The sequence below is a fragment of the Streptomyces pactum genome (assembly GCF_002005225.1).
Classification (GTDB): domain Bacteria; phylum Actinomycetota; class Actinomycetes; order Streptomycetales; family Streptomycetaceae; genus Streptomyces; species Streptomyces pactum_A.
Window position 1 is genome coordinate 2,144,253 of record NZ_CP019724.1, and the last position, 15,117, is coordinate 2,159,369.

9 protein-coding genes and 1 pseudogene are annotated in these 15,117 nt (G+C 70.1%); 3 read left to right on the top strand and 7 right to left on the bottom strand.

Annotation, left to right across the window (positions count from 1 at the left end):
• Nucleotides 1-52: 52 nt before the first annotated feature.
• The 3 genes from B1H29_RS08865 to B1H29_RS39230 all read right to left on the bottom strand — a co-directional run bounded on the left by B1H29_RS08865 (nucleotide 53) and on the right by B1H29_RS39230 (nucleotide 4,275).
• On the bottom strand, nucleotides 53-1,579 hold the full coding sequence (locus B1H29_RS08865; protein ID WP_055419720.1) for a streptophobe family protein: 1,527 nt from the start codon (nucleotides 1,577-1,579) through the stop codon (nucleotides 53-55).
• Between the two features lie 117 nt (nucleotides 1,580-1,696).
• A complete protein-coding gene (locus B1H29_RS08870; RefSeq protein ID WP_079160107.1) occupies nucleotides 1,697-3,940 on the bottom strand; it encodes an MMPL family transporter in 2,244 nt (747 codons plus the stop codon).
• Between the two features lie 176 nt (nucleotides 3,941-4,116).
• The gene (locus tag B1H29_RS39230) at nucleotides 4,117-4,275 is read right to left on the bottom strand and encodes a hypothetical protein (RefSeq protein WP_234393080.1); all 159 of its coding nucleotides are present in this window, start codon (nucleotides 4,273-4,275) and stop codon (nucleotides 4,117-4,119) included.
• Nucleotides 4,276-5,171: 896 nt separating this feature from the next.
• Here B1H29_RS39230 and B1H29_RS08880 point away from each other — a divergent pair.
• Both B1H29_RS08880 and B1H29_RS38020 read left to right on the top strand, forming a co-directional pair.
• Nucleotides 5,172-5,360 (top strand): annotated as a pseudogene (locus tag B1H29_RS08880) (MerR family transcriptional regulator); the annotation flags it as partial.
• 71 nt (nucleotides 5,361-5,431) lie between these two features.
• Nucleotides 5,432-5,602, top strand: a complete 171-nt coding sequence (locus tag B1H29_RS38020) for a hypothetical protein (RefSeq protein WP_159027804.1) — start codon at nucleotides 5,432-5,434, stop codon at nucleotides 5,600-5,602.
• 399 nt (nucleotides 5,603-6,001) lie between these two features.
• Here the strand turns inward: B1H29_RS38020 and B1H29_RS08885 are convergent, their stop codons facing one another.
• The 4 genes from B1H29_RS08885 to lanKC form a co-directional block, all read right to left on the bottom strand.
• On the bottom strand, nucleotides 6,002-6,562 hold the full coding sequence (locus B1H29_RS08885; protein ID WP_199832385.1) for a hypothetical protein: 561 nt from the start codon (nucleotides 6,560-6,562) through the stop codon (nucleotides 6,002-6,004).
• Nucleotides 6,563-7,177: 615 nt separating this feature from the next.
• Nucleotides 7,178-9,145 (bottom strand): FAD/NAD(P)-binding protein, encoded by a 1,968-nt coding sequence (locus B1H29_RS08890; protein WP_055419721.1) that lies wholly within the window; start codon nucleotides 9,143-9,145, stop codon nucleotides 7,178-7,180.
• A gap of 11 nt (nucleotides 9,146-9,156) precedes the next feature.
• Nucleotides 9,157-10,923 (bottom strand): ABC transporter ATP-binding protein, encoded by a 1,767-nt coding sequence (locus tag B1H29_RS08895; protein ID WP_055419722.1) that lies wholly within the window; start codon nucleotides 10,921-10,923, stop codon nucleotides 9,157-9,159.
• Between the two features lie 315 nt (nucleotides 10,924-11,238).
• On the bottom strand, nucleotides 11,239-13,980 hold the full coding sequence (gene lanKC / locus B1H29_RS08900) for a class III lanthionine synthetase LanKC (RefSeq protein WP_324611026.1): 2,742 nt from the start codon (nucleotides 13,978-13,980) through the stop codon (nucleotides 11,239-11,241).
• A 129-nt stretch (nucleotides 13,981-14,109) separates the two neighbouring features.
• Between lanKC and B1H29_RS08905 the strand changes: the two genes are divergently transcribed.
• Complete coding sequence (locus tag B1H29_RS08905) at nucleotides 14,110-15,114, top strand: helix-turn-helix domain-containing protein (RefSeq protein WP_055419724.1); 1,005 nt, start codon at nucleotides 14,110-14,112, stop codon at nucleotides 15,112-15,114.
• Nucleotides 15,115-15,117: the final 3 nt, after the last annotated feature.

The following is a 15,117-nucleotide window of genomic DNA, read 5'->3' on the forward strand; positions in this document are numbered from 1 at the left end:
GCCGCCTTCACGAACAGGACTGACAGGGTCTTCCGAGGAGATCACACGACGCTCACGACGTAGGGTCGGACGTCACCCGGGACGGCGTGGACCGTGCGCCGGCCGGTCGTCGGGGCGCCGTGCCCGGCCGTTGCGCCGCAAGACCCCGGCGGCGGACCCTTCGGCTCCGCAGGCGGCTGCCACCGTAGCCCGCGAGGGCGGCCAGGACGAACCCGGTGAGAGCGGACAGGCCCGAAGTGGCGTCGAGACCGGCCGTGACGCCGCCCATCTCGTTGCCCATGAGACTGATGCCGATCCGCAGCGACCCGCGGGCCAGAAGAGGGAGCACCAGGGCCGTGACGCCGACGGCGATGCCCATCCGCAGTGCGGTCTCCACATGGCGGTCGAGAAGGGCGTCGGACTCCTCTCTCGGAGTACGCGTCGGGGTGCGGGAGGCGGCGACGTACCCGGCGACCACCAGCAGGAGCAGCGTCAGGAACATGCCGAGGAGCCACAGGGGCACGCCGACGCCCGACCAGCCGCCGAGGTCGACGGACGTGTCCGTGCCCTCCCCACCGCCCTGGGCACCGCCGCCGAGCATGCCGAGCATTCCGCCGCCGTCCGGCTGGATGCGGTGCACGCCCGCCTCCCAGGAGGTACCGAGGCCGGTGGTGAGCAGTACGCCGAGCAGGTTGGGGCCGATCAGCAGCAGCAGACCGGCCGCTTCCGCCGCCCGTTCCCTCCCGGTCAGGGCCGCGGCCCCGGCCAGGAGCGCGACGGCCGAGGCCGAGCAGCACAGCACGGCAGCGGTCCCGGCCAGGGTGGAGGCGACGGCGTTCCACTTCCGTCGCAGGCGGCCCAGGGCGAGGGGGCGCGGCAGGGTCGTATGGCGGGCCGCGAGGCAGCCCAGAGCGAGAACGGCGCCCACCCACAGCAGTCCGAGGAAGGCGGTCGCCACGGCATCGGTCTCGAACACCACCGAGGACAGCCCTTTGGTGAGACCTCCGCCCTCACTGCCTCCGGTGATCCGGCTGAACGCTCCGGACGACGCGCCCCTGCCGAACCGTTCCGTCACGGACTCGGGCAGCCGGGCGGTGCCCCGAGCCGTGCCGGCCAGGGCGGGGAGGACCGCGGCCGCGGTCACCAGCGCGCCGCCGCACCGGGCCCACAGCAGCGCCGGGGCGGGCCGCTGCCTCCGGCGCAGGGGCCGGAAGAAGCCGACCGCCAGGACGACCGTACCGAGGAACGTCAGGGTCAGCGGCGTCACCGCCGCCGCACCGCTCAGGCCGAGGCTGAGCCCGCCACCGCCACCGCCGCCGGACCCGCCGAGCAGCCCGCCGAGGCCGCCGCCCAGCCCGCCGTCGTCGGCGGCCCCGGCGGAGGGAGCCGACTCCACGGTGACACCGCCCCCGACGGCCATGCTCACCGTCATCGGCACGAGGCGGGCCACGGGGGCGATCGCGCCGGCGCCCAGGGCGGCGAGTGCCGCCCACGCGGCGGCCGCCATCACCAGGACCGCGATCGCGACGGAGAGGGCTCCCTCGAGGGTGTGGCGCCACGGCGAGCCGGGAGCAGCGGGGCGAGACGGGGCGGAGGACACGGGCGGGCTCCTGTGGCCGGGGGCAGGGACGGGGAAACGGGATGGAGGCGGGGGCGACGGAAGGGGGCCGCCGCCCCCGCGGGCGCGGGCGCCGGTGCGGGCCATGGCGAAGGCGGCTCAGCCGCCGGAGCCCCGGCCGCCGCCGCTGCCCGCTGTTTCGACGGCCGGGCCTGGACCGGCGTCGAGCGAAGCGCCGGGCGCCGACGCGGTGCGGCCGCCGAGGCCGCGTTCGAGCCGCTCGCCTTCGACGTCCAGGTCGGGCACGAACCGGTCCAGCCGGCGGGGAAGGCGCCAGGCACGCCGGCCGAGCAGGGCGAGTACCGCGGGGACGATCGCCATGCGGACGACAAAGGCGTCGAAGAGGACGGCGGCGGCGAGCCCGAAGCCGATGGTCTTGAGCATCTGCTCGTCGGAGCCCATGAAGGCGGCGAAGACGGAGACCATGATCACGGCGGCGGCGGTCACCACGCGTGCGCTGTGCTCGAAGCCGCTGACCACGGAGTCCCTCGGCGACTGCCCGTGCACGTACGCCTCGCGCATCCGGGTCACGAGGAACACCTCGTAGTCCATGGCGAGGCCGAAGACGACGCCCACCATGAAGATCGGCGTCATCGACATGACCGGTCCCGGTACCGCCACCCCGAAGAGGGAGGACAGCCAGCCCCACTGGAAGACCGCGACCACCGCACCGAGCCCGGCGAGGACCGAGAGCAGGAAGCCCAGGGCCGCCTTGAGCGGGACGAGGAGGGAGCGGAAGACGGCGATCAGCAGCAGGAACGCCAGGCCGACCACGAGCCCCAGGTACGGGAGCAGGGCGTCGGACAGTTTCTGCGACACGTCCACGTTCATCGCCGTGGATCCGGCGACCAGGACGTGGGCGTGGCTGTCGCTCACGAGGGCCGGCTCGCGCAGCGCGTGCACGAGGTCGGCCGTCTCGGCGCTCGCCGGCGCGGTGGCCGGCACGACGGTGAGGACGGCGGTCTCCCCCGACCTGCTCAGCCGGGGCTGTCCGACCGCGGCGACGTCCTCTCGAGCGCTGATCTCTCCGGCGACATCGCGGGCGGCCTCCTGGGCGCTGCCGCCGCCCTCGGTCTGGACGACCATGGTCAGGGGGCCGTTGTAGCCGGGGCCGAAGCCTTCGGCGACCAGGTCGTAGGCGCGGCGCTGCGTGGTCGAGGCGGGCTTGGACTCGTCGCCCGGGAGCCCCATCTCCAGGGCCGCCGCGGGTACGGCGATCGCGCCGAGCAGGGCGGTCGCGCCCAGGAGGACGGTGACGGGGCGCCGGACGACGAAGCGGGCCCAGCGCACGCCCATGGCCGGCTTCGGCCGGCCGGCCGCGCGCCGGGGGCGGGGACGAGCGGGGCCGATGCGGCGTCCGCAGAGGCTGAGCAGCGCGGGAATCAGGGTGACGGCGATGAGCACCGCGATGACGACCGTGCCGGCGGCGGCGAGACCCATCTGCGTCAGCAGCGGGATGCCGACCACACCCAGTCCCGCGAGGGCGATGATCACGGTCAGACCGGCGAACACGACCGCGGACCCCGCGGTGCCCACCGCGTGAGCCGCCGCCTCTTCCCGGCCCCTGCCGCGGGCGAGTTCGGCGCGGTGGCGGGAGACGACGAACAGGGCGTAGTCGATGCCGACGGCGAGGCCGATCATGGTGGCGAGACCGCTCGTGGTCGAGCCGAGGCCGAGCGGCTCCGCGAGCACCTTGATCGCCAGACCGCCGATGCCGACTCCGAGGACGGCGGTGAGCAGCGGAAGCCCGGCTGCCAGCAGCGAGCCGAAGGTGATGACGAGCACCACGGCGGCCACGGCCAGCCCGAGGGCCTCGGACGAATGCCCACCGGCCATCGCCTTTACGGCGTTGCCGCCGACCTCGACGGTCAGCTCCGGCGAGCCCGCCTGCTCGACGGTGTCCTGCAGCGCCTCGCGCGAGCGCTCCTCCAGCTCCGAGGCGGGCACCTCGTACGACACCTGCGCGTACGCGGTGGAGCCGTCCTCACTGACCGACCGGGTGGCGTACGGGTCGGTGACCCGGACGGCCTGCGGCCCGTCCCCGAGCTCCCGGACCGTCTCCTGGACGGCCCTCCTCGTCTCGGCGTCGGTGACCTTGCCGTCCTCGGCCCGGAACACCACCCGCGCCGTCGCACCGTCGGCGTTCAGCTCCGGGAAGCTCCGCTCCAGCAGGTCGTACGCCTGCTGTGCCTCCGTGCCGGGCATCGAGAAGTCGTTGGGCGGCGGGGCGGGTGCTCTCCCCGCCAGCACGCCCGTCCCCACGAGCAGCACCGCCCACAGCAACGCGACGAGCCGGCGCCTGCGGAAGGCGAACCGGCCCAGCCTGGAAAGGAACGTGGCCACAGCAAGGGCTCCCAGTCAGGTCGAGGCTCATCGGAACAGCCACCGACGCTGTCACCCCGGCCTGAAAGGACTCGGAGAGTTCCTGGGAGTTGCCTGAGAGATCCGCTGCCACGGCGGGACCGGAGTGGCGGATCCCGGGCAGGGTCGCCGCCGCGGCGGCCCGATTCACAGAAAGCTCACCGGGTCGCACCGAGACGGACGCCGATCCGCAGGAACGCCTGGACGAGCGGGGCGACCGGCACGTCCGGCGAGATCACCTGGGAGCCGAAGTGGACGGCGACGAGATCGAGGCCGGGTGAGACGAACAACCGCTGGCCGTGGATGCCGCTGGCCATGTACGAGTCGTAGGGGTCGTTCAGGACCCACCACAGGTCGTGGTACGAGAGCGTGGCGGGCGACTCGGGGGGGGTGCGGCGGGGAACCGTACGCGACGGGGATAACCGTCGGTCCTCCGGCCGCCTGCCGGCCGCCGGCGCGCCCGCCTCCAGTGAATCGTCAATGTCCTCGCTGTTCCCTTCGTGGGCGACTGCCTCGCGGCCAGACTCACGAAAGTCTGTGTTGGCTGGAGTAGACATTGAGTGGCGGGCCAGTTATGGTTTCTTTCGTAGGCGAGATCAAGAAGGGCCCGGCAGAAATGAACTGCCGGGCAGCAGTACGCAGTTGCAGTGCGCAGGACGGTTCGGCGGTGGAGTTCCGAAGCCAGGGTTGTTGCAGGACGGCGACGGGACTGACGGCCGGACCGGGTGGCCCGCAGTGATCAGGGGCCGCCATGAGCAGTACCGCAGTACCCGCAGTGGGTATTCCAGTGGTTCCCCGGTAAAGGCGTCTTACTGCGGGCGCGCGTACCGGGAAGTTCGGCAGTGGGGTTCTGAGCCAGAGCAGATGCAGGACGGGCGACGGGGCTGGCTGCCGAAGAGTGGCGCTTCTTCCAGGCCACCAGCAGTACCGCAGTACCGGTTCGGCAAGTGATTGATCAGAGGGAAGAACGGAGGAGCCCGCGCCACCAGGATCGCCCGGACGAGTAATGGGTCCGGGTACCGCAGGACATCGATAGTGAGGTGGTCTCCGGTCACGCATCCGCGATCCCCGCAACCCCGGCAGCCTTCAGGCCGGGCACGCGGAAACAGAAGGCCGGCGCATTACTGGGGTCGGCAGATGGTGTAGCAGTTCCTTCGGGGCCCTGGTGCCGTATGGCACCAGGGCCCCTCCACGCGTTCCACCCAGAGGTGCGATGACAGCAGACGACTCGTTCGGCCGTCTCGACGACGACTACCCCGCCTACACCATGGGCCGGGACGCCGAGATGCTCGGCACCACCCCGGGCTTCCTGCGCGCCGTCGGCGAAGCCCGCCTCATCACCCCGCTGCGCTCCGCAGGCGGACACCGCCGCGCCGCCGAAGTGTCCAAACAACCCGCAGCCTGAGGCAGTGCTGCCTGGTCATTGCCTCAGACGACAGGGTGCACGGGCGTGCAGCGCCCGTGTCAGCCGTCATGGTTCGGAAGGTCCCCTCCGCCCACGTCTTCGGCGTGGGCGTGCTGCTGTGCTGCTGTGCTGCTGTGCTGCTGTGCTGCTGTGCTGCTGTGCTGCTGTGCTGCTGGAACCAGGCGACCACCTCCGCCTTGCGCATGCTGCGGGAGGCGTACATCGGCTGGATGGCTTGAGACATGGCCGCGTCCGTAGCTGCCGTGGCTATGCGGGCGGTGTTGTCAGTCGGCGGTGAGCCCTTCTCGCGGGTGGGGAGAGGGCCTGTCACAGACAGGGTCGGGGTCGCGCGGCCATGGCTGCGCGACCCGAGGTGCATCTGGGGAGGGCGCTACCTCGGCCGAGAGCTCCTGGATGCCGGCGTCGGCTGAGAGCGTCAACCGTCGCCGAGACCGGAAGCGACGACGCCGCGGTCCTGGTCGCCGGCGTGCTGGTCGTCGGCGACCAGGATGTGGCTCGGAAGGGACAGGAGCATCGGGCCGGCTGAGTAGGGATACGAGGCCGGGGCTGCGGGCCGCGTGGCGGCTGGGGCGCCGCACGCCCGGTGCGGCTGTCGTGCCGTTTGGAGGGGCAGACGTTCAGACGCTCGTCCAGGCTTCGAGGAAGGCTTTCCGCCCAGCAGGATCGTCCGATCTGCGGTCGGCGTGCAGGACGCGCCAGGCGGTGAGTTCGAGATCTCGGAGCCACAGTTCTCCGATGACCTGTGTCTTGAGGTCGGGAAGATGGTCGGACTCGGCGAGGGCTTGACCGATCACCTCCCCAGCCGCGACGCGTTGGGGCGGGGTCATCTCCTCGACAGCCGAGAGGATTTGTCGGGCCAGGGAGGTTCCTTCGCCTGCCAGGGCTTGCAGCACCTCGGCCTTGAGGTTGGCGGGTAGCAGGTAGGCGGTGCCCGAGGACCTCCACAGGTCCGACCAGAAGCGTTCGCCCGCCTCGGTGGGGGCAGGGAGCGCGGCCAGCAGCCCGAGGAGATGGCCGATGGACGCGTAGCCGCCGGAGTGGGCAGCCGCGACGACCGCGATACCGGCGACACGCTCCACATCGAGATGCCGGGCTTCGGGGTCGGAAGCGAGGCCCAGTTGGTGTTCCAACTGGTTTGCGAGCGGGGCGGACACGTGGGGGCGGACCTCAGGAAGCATTGGCGATCCTTGCGGGTAGGCGAGCGGAGATGCCCGTTCGGAAGCCCTGATCGTTCCCCAGGATCGGCGGCGCTACTCGGCTTGGGGCGGCCCAATCGGCGGGACCTGGGAGCCGCACCGGCGTTCACCCGTCGCACGGGTGTTCCACGCGTTGACCGTGGCAGCCTTCGCCGCGCCCTACATCGCCATTTCCCTGGCCACCTGCTGACCGCCGCATCACTGCACGCCTGCCCGCCTGCCCCACCAGCAACCCGGATCCGCGGCGAGACCGGCGCACGGGCCACCGGGCGGGGTGCCCGCCGGGCAGGAGATATTCACCGCAATACGCGTTCTTTTGAGCGCTCAACGGCGACCGCCGGGCCTGAACGGGACCAACCGCCGCAGCGCGTCGAACTTCGGGCCGCATGGCGGGCCCCACCCCACCAACGGCTTCGTGCGAGACCGCAACGCCGGTCAGTGAGGCGAGTATCGGACGTGCTCACGCCCACTGGCCCACGTGCGGGCGCCCGGAGCGTCCAGCGAGTGTCATGGCCGACCGTCCAGCCCTCCCCTTCGGGCGAACCACCCCGACATGTCGGGACACCCCGCACGAGTCCGCTCCCACGACGGGGAACCTCAGTACACATGTGAGGTCGGAGAGGGCGGCGAAGCCCGACGGCGGGATCCGCTTCGCGCCTCGACGAGTGCCCGGAGCGCCTCCCTGGCCACCGCGTCGCTCTGGTGCAGGAACGGGTCGTTGGTGCGCGGCCGGGGGAAGTCGCCCGGGCTGGTGACGAAGCGTCTGGGGTGCGGAGAGCCGTCGGGACCCAGAGGGCGGGCTCCGCGTGTGTCGATGAGGCCCGTGGGCTGCCGTCGGCCGGTGGTCGGGTCGGTCTGCACCTGCTCCCTGATCTCACGCTCACCGACGAGGTGGAGGAGCAGGGGATCGGCCACGCGCGTGAGGGCGCGTCCCGGCAAACGGGCCTCGATCAGCGCCCGGGCCTGTACGACCCGGTCCAAGCTGCTGGTGCGCGCTTCGAACACGCCGCCTCTGCAGGTCACCTTCATGTTCGCGCCGACGAAGTCGACGACGCCCGCGCGGGCGAGAGCCAGGAGCTGTTCGAGGCGTGGTCCCGGCGGGCCGCTGGTACGGAACCGGCAGAAGTCGAAGAAGGCCGTCATGCTGTGGCTTCCGTTGCCGGGCTCGACCTCTCCCCGCTGGACCACGGCCCACAGCGCCTGCGAGATCGAGAAGATGGCGTGATAGACGGCCAGGTGGGCGCTGTACCGCGGATTCCGCCCTCTCTCGAGGTCGTCGGCGAGGTAGTGCAGCATCCACGCGCGCAGGGCAGCGGCGTCGGGGAAGCGGCGGTTCGCCAGCGGTCTGTCCAACCCGTCGACGTCGATGTGGTCACGGCTGTCGGGCACGGCCTGCTCGATCAGGTCCTTGAACTCGGGGCTCCGCCACTGAGCGGCGTCCAACCGGTCGAGGAACTCTCCGGCGTCGACTCCGAGGCGCTGGGGATGGGAGTGCGCCAGCTCCCGGTAGCCGGCCACGGTCAGCTCCCGTGCGAGGGCGGGCCACAGGTCGGAGGCGAAGTCCAGGGAGTGGTCGGCGAAGTCGGCTGGGGAGAAGTAGCGGGGTACCCGCGGTGGGGGCCCCGACAGGACGTATGCGAACTTCGAGCGGTACGGCACACCTCGGCGGGAACCCACGTACAGCGTGGGTTCACGGCCCGACGGTACGTAGCGCAACTCGCCGGACGGCTCGCGGCGGAAGCGCCCGCCGCGTCCCTCGGTGAGGAGCACCATGATGTCGATGAAGGTCAGCCCGAATCCGCGCATCAGTACGGGCTCGCCCGCGGGGAACGCGTCCAGTGAGATGTCGGACGTGTACGCGGTCGGCTGGTAGCTGAGGTGGTGGGCTGCCGCGTGCTGGGCGAGCCGGGGTTCCGGACCTTGCGGTTTCACCTGGAAGTGGCCCTGCGCCAGGATCACCAGGTCCACGTCCACGGTCTCGCCGTCGTCGAGTCGGACGCGCTGGCGGCCGTCGGGCAGATCGCCCAGGGACAGCACGGACGCCTGGTGCGTCCGGACGTGGGCGCGGGGCGCCACCGCAGCGACGCTCCGCCAGAAGAACCAGGCGAGGTAGTCACCCGTGAGCTTCCGCGTGGCGAACCAGCCGGCGTGGACCCGCGCGGCTTCCTCCCGCGTCCCCGGGGCGGGCTGGTAGCCCGGCGGAAGGTGGAGGCGTCCCGCGGCGAGATCCCGCGCCCACTGTTCCAGCGTGGGGCCTTCGACGGCGGGGCCTTGGCAGGTGACCGTGTCGTCGGTGAAGAGCGTGCACTCGTCGGCCCGGGTGTTCGACCAGAGCAGCGGTGACTGGCCCTGGCGCCACACCCGTCCGGCACCGACTGGATACGGGTCGATGACGTGGATGTCGAAACGCTCCTCAGGGGCGAGGAGATGTGTGTTCGCGGCGATGCGTTCGAGCACGGACGTCCCGCGTGGTCCGCAGCCGATGACCGCGATGCTCGGATTATCCGCCCGGTACGGGGCCGGGCCGCTTTCGTCGGCGCCGTGGGCGCGGTGGTTCTCGTTCATCGGTCCCCCCTTCAGGCCACCAGCAGTTGGTGGGAGGCCAGGTCGCGGTAGAGCGTGCTGGACTCGATGAGCTCGTGGTGGGTACCCGTGCCCACCACCCTTCCCTGGTCGACGACGACGATCTGGTCGGCGTCGACCACGGTGGCCAGTCGATGAGCGACGATCAGCAGCGTGTGGTCGGTGGGGACGGCGTCTATCGCCGCGCGGAACGCCTGCTCGTTCCTGGCGTCGAGATTGCTGGTCGGCTCGTCCAGCAGCAGGATGGGAGGCGCGGCGAGGAGCGTACGGGCAATGGCCAGGCGCTGGCGTTCACCGCCGGACAGCAGGACGCCGCCTTCGCCCACCTGCGCGTCCAGTCCGAGCGGAGACCGCTTCACGATCTCGTCAAGGTTGACGCGGCGCAGGACGTCTGTGAGTTCGTCGTCGGACAGGCCCGGCGCGGACAGTGACAGGTTCTCCCGGAGCGTTCCGGCGAGGATCGGTGCCTCCTGCTCCACATAGCCGAGCCGGCTGCGCAGTTCGTCCCGTGAAACCTCGCGGATGTCGGCCCCGCTCAGCCGTATCGCGCCGGACCGTACCTCGTAGAAGCGCTCGGCCAACGCCAGCAGAGTCGACTTGCCGGCGCCCGACGGGCCGACCAGTGCCGTGCGGGTGCCCTGGGAGACGGTGAAGCTGATGTCCTCCACGACCGTCTCCCCCTCTCCGTAACCGAACGTCACACGGTCGAAGACGAGCGCGGGGACGGCTCCGGCGCCGAAGACCGGGGTAGCCCCCCGGCTCTCTCGCGGCGGCCCGACGCGTACGACGTCCCCTTCCGTCTCGGTCGGCACGCGCAGCACGTCCTCTATCCGCTGCAGCGCACCGAGGCCGGTCTGCAACTGGGAGTAGGCGCCGATGAGCTGGCCCACCGGCATGATCAGGAAGAACAGGAACAGCACGAACGCCACGAGGTCACCGACCGAAAGCCCGCCGGCGGCGACCCTGGCCCCTCCCACACCCAGTACCAGCAGGAACACGCCCTGCGTGGCGATGTGCGCCACGGGCACCGTGAACGCCTGCAGTCGGGCGAGCCGCAGTCCCATCCCGTAAGCACGGCGGGCACTGTGTGCGATCGCCTCGGTCTCCCGCTGCTCCCCCCGCGCGGCCCGGATCGTCCGTACGCCGCGGATCGCACGCTCCAGTCCGGACGTCATCTCTCCGAGCAGCATCTGGGCCTGTTCGGAGGCCGGGCGGGTACGGTGCGCGATCACCGCCGCTCCCGCGAGACCGGCGAGGAGGCCCCCGGCGGTGACCGCGAACAGCAGGGGGTCGACCAGGAACGCGGCGACCGCCGCGCCGATGATCATCAGCGTCCCGGTGAAGATCTCGAACAGCCCCGAGGTGACGACGGACCGCAGCATCGAGCTGTCCGATCCGATGCGGGAGAGCAGATCCCCGGTACGGCGGCTGTCGTACTCGGCGACGGGCAGTCTCAGCACATGCCCCGCGAGCCGCTGTCGTATCCGCAGTACGACGCCCTCACCGACGCGCCGCAGCATGTAGTCCCGGAACCCGTTGATCACGGCCGCGCCCACCAGCAACGCGACGAGCGCGACAGTGGATGCCGCGGTCGACCGCGACGCCGAGATGGCGTCGATGACCGACCGCACCAGCACAGGCTGGAGGAGCGTCCCGCCGGCGGCGACGAGGGAGAGTACCGCCGCGAGGGCCATGGCGAGCGCGTGCCCACGCATGTAGCGCACGAGGTCACGAGTCCGCACCCGGCCGGCCTGCTTCATCGTCGTCCTTCCGAGGGGAAGGGCATGGCGTCCCACCTGCTCTCTCGTACGTTCCACCGATGGCCCGGCCGACCACGCCGGGGGCTTGCAGCGAGTGAGCCCGCCCCCGGCGCGACCGAGTCCGGTCAGCAGCTCGTGCTGACCCAGCTGCACTTGCAGCAGACCGACGTCCAGCTGCTCGCGAGGACGTCCTGGTTGTTCGCCTCGGACTCCATTCCCTGGAGCCCCAGTACGAAGTTCGCCATGGTGTTCACCTCCTTCCCCGATAGGACTGCGGTGGTCTCGGCCGTGTGCGGCACCGGCCGCGAGGTGCGGTCAGCGGTGCTCGGATGTGGTGCTACCGGCACCGGCCGCGGTGGCCGAGGGCTCATGGTGGGGAGGCGTCCACGGTTCGGGGCCGAGGAACGGCAGCAGTTCGCTGGTCCTCCCCGCGAGTACGTTGATGAGCTGGAGCACGCCGGCTGATCCCGTACCCAGGTCTGTGGAGGCGCGGAGGTTCTGGTCACCGGGGAAGATGAGGCCGAACTCGTCGCACAGCGCGTGGAGGTTGAGGGATGCCACGCCCTCGTCGACCTGCTTGTCCACATCCGGCCAGTCGAGGCGGTGCTTCACCTGGTGCAGCGCGCCGATCAGCCCGGTTCTCCCGTTGAGCAGTCCCGCTCCGATGCTGAACTCGGTGACACAGGCGAGGCTCAGCTCCGGCAGGGCGCCCTCGATACGCTCGTCGCTCACATGACGGAGGATCAGGTCACCCACCATCGCCACACCCGCGCTGCCCGTCGCGAGGTAGGGCAGCACCCGGGCACCGTTCTTCACCTGGAGGGTGCCGTCCGGCATGGCCTCGCATTCGTCCAGGTCCCGGTGCAGGGCGGTAGCGGCCGCTCGCCGCCAGCGTTCCTCGCCGGTCACCTCGTACACCCGGATCATGAAGAGAGCCAGTCCCGACCAGCCGTACAGCAGTCCGCCCCAGAAGTTCTCGACGGCGTTTCCGTTTCGGTCCCTGAGCAGTGAGTCGGCGGAGAGGGAGCCCGCACCCACGGCGAACCGGCCGGAGTCGACGGCCCCCTCGACGACGGCCGCGGCACGGACGGCGTGGTCGAGGAAGCGGGGCTCCGCCGAGCGACGATAGAAGTCCAGGCTCGTCAGCCCGATTCCGGACAGGCCGTCGAACAACTTCGTGCCGAACAGCCCCGCGCTCTCCTCCGCGACCTTGTCGTAGATCGCGAACGCGGTGTCCGCGCGGCCCATCCGGTGCAGGACCCGGCAGATACCGGCCGCTCCGTCGTACAGCCCCAGCCGGGGGACGCGGCTGGTGAGGGTGTCGTGCTCCAGCCAGTCGACGTAGGGGTCGAGTCCGGTGACTCCCGCGGTGTGCAGGGCGTCGATCACCCCGGCGGCACCGAAGGCGATTCCTCCGCCGCCGTGGAAGAACTGATTGATGTCTCCCGGGAAGAGCCGGTCTTGCCGGTCCGGTGTGGCCGTACGGCGGATCGACGCCTGGAGCGCGGTCTCCTGGAGGTGCCAGGGGCCGGCCGCCGTGGTGAAGGCCAGCTCCGGGTCGGCGGGTCGCAAGCCTGACTGGGCCGGGCCGGGAGCCGCCAGGGAACGGCGCAGCTCCGTCACCACGTCCTCGTCCAGCTCCAGACGGTCCCGGGCCGTGTCGATGAACGTAGCCGCCTTGGCCGGGCAGAGCGCGAGGAGCGAGATCAGCGGAAAGTACAGGCACAGGCGGATGGCGTTGAACGAGTAGCGATCGGCCTGGAATCCACGTAAGGAGTCGGGTGCGGCGAATCCGGGAACGCCGAGTGGTCGCGGCCCGTCATCACTTTCCCGTCGCATGGCTTCGAAATCGATCAACGAGATGTTCAGATCTTCGTCGATCATGACGTTACCCGGGTGCAGGTCGTTGAACACATACCCCCTCTCGTGGACGTTCCGTACCGCCTGCTCCAACTGATCCATGATGACGTCCACCGAGTCCCGGTATTCCCGAGTCTCATTCCCATCGCCGGCTCCCGAGAGGAAGAGGTAGTTCTGTGCGACCCAGCTCTGCAAGGACTGGCCGTAGACGTGTTCCATGGCCAAGAACTCATGCCCGCCCAGCGTGTGGTAATCGAAGACCTGCGGGATGCCGGGAAGTCCCTGCAGTTCGGACAGGACCGCGTACTCCCTCCGCAGCCGCGCAGTCGCGTCCTCGCCCGTGCGGTCCAGCCCCGCGTAGGGCCTGCCTTCCTTGAGGACGACCTCTGTTCCGTCCCGAAGCCGACGGGCCCGGTAGACACCGCCACCGTTGGAGAAATGAAGAACTCCGAGTACATCGTACGGAAATTCCGAGGGCTGCTCACCGGACATTCGCGGATGGACCGATTCCGCGAGGAAGTCCGGAACCTCGACCCATTCGGGGAGCACGAAGCGCGGCTCGCGGTGGTCGGCCACCAGCACCCCGTCGGGCCGTTCGATCGCGGCGACTTGGGTACCGTCGTCCACGTGGGCGAACCGGAGCATGAAGGCTCCGTACCGGATGTACAGCGGCCCCTCGTTCCAGCGCAGGTCGCTGAGAATGTACGGCCCCGGCCAGCCGCCGATCTCCCGATCAAGGTCTTCCAGCGTTCTGCGCAGCTCCGCGGGGCTCCTGGTGTAGACCGTGATGAACTTTCCGCTGGCCTCGCGGGGCGCATACTTCGCACTTCTCGCCTGCATGACCAGGGAGTGCGGGAGGAACTTGAAGTGGAGCGTGTAGCGGAAGCAGTATTCGGCTACCTTCTTCAAGGTTTCGACGGCATTTTCCGGAGTGCTGGAGACATGTATCTTCCAGCCCTGCACGGGAAGTTTCGGTGTCCCAACCGGAGGCTGGATTCGGGTCCACTGCTCGTCGATCGAGCGACGCCATCCGGACGGCGCTTCGATATGGCTTCCATAGTCCAGCCAACCCTCATCCAGAGACACTCTCTCCGGGGTCTCGTAAAATCTTGGGTTGGCTACACAGTAAGCCGGATAACGGAGATCCATTGGATCAACCCCCCCGTTCCGTAGCAGCAGATTCCGGATTGCCTCCATCGGCGACGTCAGCGAGTCTGCCAAGGCGTCGGGGCGTAGTCCTTAGCAGAGCGGGACTTCTTCTTGACGGTAAGCGCCATGTACAGTCATCTGGTCTACGCCATCATTTCGGGGGAAGGTGTAAAACACATGCAAGCCGAGCGATTGAGTATCGATCAGCTCCCCACATCCGAGCGGTTCGACCGGTGGGACGACGAGATCAACTCGATGCCCTGGCCGTCCCACCTGGCCATCGACTCACCCGAGCACCTCCATACGCTGTCCGACAGGCTCGACCTCGGCGCCCTCAGACTCTTCCGATTAGCCCAGCCGCCGGCGGCAGCGATGGGCACGCCGCCCCGCGGGGCCGCGGGCGACCCGGACCAGTACCACCTCGTGCTCCCCCTGCAAGGCGAAGTGACGTTGGGGGACTCGACCCGTTCCAGGGTCTTCACACCCGGCGACATGTTCCTGGCCGACACCTCCCGTCGTCCCGTGTTCCACGCCGACGTCCCTCGCGCCCACCAGCATCCCGATGTGGTGCCCTCGGCCCTGGTGGCCCTGCGGCTCCAGATCCCCAAGGAACTGGTCCCGCTGCCGACCGACCTGATGGACTCCCTGGTGGATACACCCCTGCGGCAGCACAACGTGTTCGGCCTGACCCTGTCGCGCCTGCTCGTCGACCTCTTACGCCATCCCGCCGGCTTCTCCGCCGCGCAGGGGCACCGGCTCTCCGGGGTTCTGCTGGAACTCCTCACCGGGATGCTCGGTTCGCAGACGAGCGAGGACGCCACGGCGGAGGGGACCAACGACGGCCTGTTCGTGCGTGTCCAGGAGTTCATCCAGCAGCGTCTGGGGGACCCCGAGTTGACTCCCGCCCAGGTCGCCGCCGAACACCACATCTCGCGCCGTCACCTGCAACGCCTCTTCCAGCAGCGCGGCATCACGGTGGCCGCCTCGATACGGCAGCAACGACTGGAACGCGCATGCTGCGACCTCACCGCTCCGCACCTGGCCACATACCCCATCAGCGCTATCGCCGCCCGGTGGGGTTTTCGTCACGCGGCTGACTTCAGCCGCGCCTTTCGCAAGGCGTACGGGGTCGCGCCGTCGGACTTCCGGCTCGCGCGTACGGGGAGCCGCTGCGGCCCGTGAGGA